The sequence below is a fragment of the Bifidobacterium tissieri genome (genome assembly GCF_002259645.1).
GTDB classification, from domain to species: domain Bacteria; phylum Actinomycetota; class Actinomycetes; order Actinomycetales; family Bifidobacteriaceae; genus Galliscardovia; species Galliscardovia tissieri.
In genome coordinates this window covers 1-3676 of the sequence record NZ_MWWV01000023.1, presented here as the reverse complement: position 1 = coordinate 3676, position 3676 = coordinate 1, and the positions used below count along the sequence as shown (strand labels likewise).

The following is a 3676-nucleotide window of genomic DNA, read 5'->3' as shown; positions in this document are numbered from 1 at the left end:
GCGCGAAGCGCTACAGCTCCTACAAGGGAGAGATCGGCGGCGCGCCGGCCAATCTCGTCAACCGCGACTTCCACGCCGCGAATCCGAATGAGCTGTGGGTCACCGACATCACCGAGTTCTCGATCCCCGCGGGCAAGGTGTACCTGTCGCCGGTGATCGACTGCTACGACGGCATGCCGGTCGCGTGGACGATCGGCACCAGCCCCAACGCCGCGCTGGCCAATGGGATGCTCGAGGACGCGTGCGCCACGCTCAAACCCGGTCAGACGCCCGTCATCCACTCCGACCGGGGATGCCACTACCGGTGGCCCGAATGGATTCGCATCTGCACGGATCATGGATTGACGAGGTCGATGAGCGCGAGGGGCTGCAGCCCGGACAACGCCGCCGCCGAGGGGTTCTTCGGCCGGCTCAAGCAGGAGTTCTTCCACAAGAGGAGCTTCCAGGGCGTCACGATCGACGAGTTCATTGCGATGCTGGACGAGTACATGGTCTGGTACCGGGACAAGCGCATCAAACTCGAATACGGGATGAGCATCATGGACAAGCGCATCCAGCTCGGGCTCGTCGCCTGAACACATGTGATATCGTTCTGAACGACCATTCAGACAACGAAGTCCAACAAAACGTCACCACCCCCTTTCGATCACGGAAAAGTGTCCGCGTCCGAAGGAGTGGTTCCGTTGCAGAGATTTATGTGGAGGGGAAGTCGTAACGACGTCACGAACATCATGCCGTTGATGTCCATGACCTCGATATGACGTCCGTCATATATCATCATCGATCGTTTATGCTTGCGTTAACATTTTTGATTATACACAGGTTCTGCGGTTTGCAAAACCTTGCTGTTTCTGGCGTGTTTGCGTAATCAATCCAGATCATGCCTATGGTGGTTATCCACCGAAGTTTCGGCCGTCATCCGGTGACGGCCGAAACCGCAATCCTCTGATCAGTCAGCACAAACCGACCGTGTCACCACGAATCCGTTGGGCGTGATCTCGGCCGTGTCACCATCACCGACGACGGAGGCCATCGACGTCAGCAGCGGTTCTCCGTCCACAGGCACGGTGACCTTGCCGCGGGTGCGGTTGAACAGGAACGCGAACCGCGTGCCGTCGGCACCCTCGCGCACCACACGCAGCACCTTGGCATCACCGGAACCAGAATCGGAATCAGCCACGCCAAGCGCATCGAGCACCTCCGGCAACGACGCCGCCAGACCGTCCCGACCGAGTCGGCATCCCACATACACGGAACGCCCCTCGCCGAACCGATTGGCCACGATCGCCGGCACACCGTCCAATCCGCTCCACGGATCGTCGTCATATGTGGCGATCACGTCCGCACCGTCGGCCACCGACGTGATCACGTCGATCCAGTCATGTGCCGTGGTGCCGTTCGACAATGACACCTCGTTCTTCGTACCGGGGAAGTCGTCGCCCAGCGGGGCGAACTCTTCCACGCGCACGCCCATGACATCGCGGATCGATCCGGGGAATCCGCCGAGCCAGATGTGATCACGCTCGTCGGAGATGCCCGTGGCATAGGTCACGATCACCTTGCCGCCACCCTGCACGTAGTCGCGCAGACGCTGCGAATCGGCTTCACTCAGCAGATACACGCTCGGCAGCACCACCACGTCGTAGGCATCCCATTCACCGCGTACGGGAACCACATCAGCGGTCACCCCCACGTCGAGCAGCGCACGGAACCAGTCGAGCGGCTCGGTCCAGTGACGCACCTGCTGCGTCGGGGTCGCGGTGTGCTCGGTGGCCCACTGCGACTCATAGTCGAACACCACAGCCACCTTGGCCCGCTCCACACGGGACCCCAGCAGACCGGCGTCGGCGAGGGCGTCAAGATCACGGCCCAGCGTGCACACGTCACGGAACACCTGCGAATCCTCGCCGGCCAGCGGCACCATCGAGGAATGGAACTTTTCCGCGCCGGCGCGCGACTGACGCCACTGGAAGAATCCGACCGCGTCGGCGCCCATGGCCACGTGGACCATGGCGTCGCGAATCATCTGCCCGGGTTCCTTGCGATAGTTGATCGGACGCCAATTCACCGCGGACGTGGAGTTCTCCATCAGCCACCACGGGTTCTTGCGCGCGATGCCGTCGGTGAGCGACGCCGCGTACGCCATCTCGTCAAGATGCGCCTCGCCGGGAGTGAAGTAGTGGTCGTTGGACACGAAGTCCACCACGTCACCCCAGTCGTCGTAGTTCATCACCGAATTCGATGCGCTGACCATGAAGTTCGTGGTCAATGGCATGTCGGGCGTGATCTCGGCGAGCGCGTCACGTTCGGCCTCGTAGAACGCCTTGAGCGCGTCGGACGAGAACCGCTTGAAGTCGAGCAGCTTGCCAGGGTTCATGAAGTTACCGTCGCCGATGAATCGCGGCGGGATGATCTGGCTGAAGTCGGTCATGCGCTGCGACCAGAAGTTCGCACCCCACGCGTCGTTCACGGCGTCGATCGTGCCGTAGCGTTCGCGACACCATTCCTGGAAGGCGCGCATGGCGTCGTCGGAATAGTCGAATCGATTGTGGCATCCGTATTCGTTGCCCACATGCCACCCGGATTCAATTTGTAAGTGCAACACTCGTCTTTGGGTGGCTTGTCTTTGACATTACCTTGTCGAGCTCGCGGTACCAAACCTCATTGGGCGTTTCCCAGTTCAGGACCTTCAACGGGGTGTCGTTGATCTCCTGGACGATGGCCTGCAGGTCCTCGTCCGACAGGTCGTCGAAGCTGGTCCTTTTGGGCAGGTAGCGGCGGATGCGGCCGTTACGGTTCTCGTTGGTGCCGCGCTGGTACGAGGAGTACGGGTCCGCGAAATAGGTGAGCATGCCCAATGCCTCGTCCACGAGCAGGTGGCAGGAGGATTCGGTGCCGTTGTCCCAGGTGCGGTCGATGCGCGCGGGCGCGGGGATGCGGCTGTAGATGTCGTATTCGGCGCGCGCGGTCGCCAGCGCGCTCTTGTCGGGGATGAACCGGGCGAACAGGCGGCGGCTCTTGCGTTCGACCTGCGTGTCGATGCACCGTTTCGAGGGGGCCGTGCCGATGACCGTGTCGGACTCGAAGTGGCCGAACTCATGCCGCGAGTCGACGCGTTTGGGCCGCTGCGCGATCGGCACGCGCATCGGGATCCCCGGTCCCTTCGACCTGCGGCCCTTGGCGCGCGTGCGGTGCCGTTTGCCTCGCGGCAGGTACTGTCTGAGGTCCAGCGCCTTCTGCGGTGTCGCGTAGATCCACTGGTAGAGGCACTCGTGGCTTATCCGCATGCGCGCGTCGGCCGGGAACTGGACCTTGAGCCGTCCTTCGATCCGTTCGGGCGTCCATCCCTTGCGCAACGCGTCCATCACCCATGCGAGCAGCGGCGAGTAGGACATGCGCAGGGGCTTGCGCGACCTGCGGGCGCGTGTCTCGGCCTTGCGCTGCGCGGTCATGGCCGAGTAGAACGGACGCGCCGTCCACGCGCCCGTCTTCAGGCGTTTCGGCCGGTACGGACGGTAGGAGTCGTTCTCGTTGGACGCGAACCACAGGCCGCGTCTCAGCTCGCGGCTGACCGTGGACTTGTCCCGGCCGATCCTCAACGCGATCTGGCACACGCCGAGCCCCTCACGGTTCCTCAGCTCGTCGATCCGGATCCGCTCCTCGGCCGACAGGTGGG

The 3676-nt window shown here is 62.8% G+C and carries 2 protein-coding genes and 1 pseudogene; 1 reads left to right on the top strand and 2 read right to left on the bottom strand.

What is annotated here, in order from left to right; all coding sequences use genetic code 11:
- Positions 1-575: IS3 family transposase (locus tag BTIS_RS11225; protein WP_143248950.1), on the top strand; the 575-nt coding region annotated here is incomplete at its 5' end.
- 374 nt (positions 576-949) lie between these two features.
- On the opposite strand, the pseudogene BTIS_RS11220 reads toward BTIS_RS11225, so the two are convergent.
- Positions 950-2578: pseudogene (locus BTIS_RS11220) on the bottom strand (beta-galactosidase); the annotation flags it as partial.
- A 7-nt stretch (positions 2579-2585) separates the two neighbouring features.
- A partial coding sequence (locus BTIS_RS11215) for an IS30 family transposase (RefSeq protein ID WP_143248949.1) occupies positions 2586-3676 on the bottom strand: 1091 nt, incomplete at its 5' end.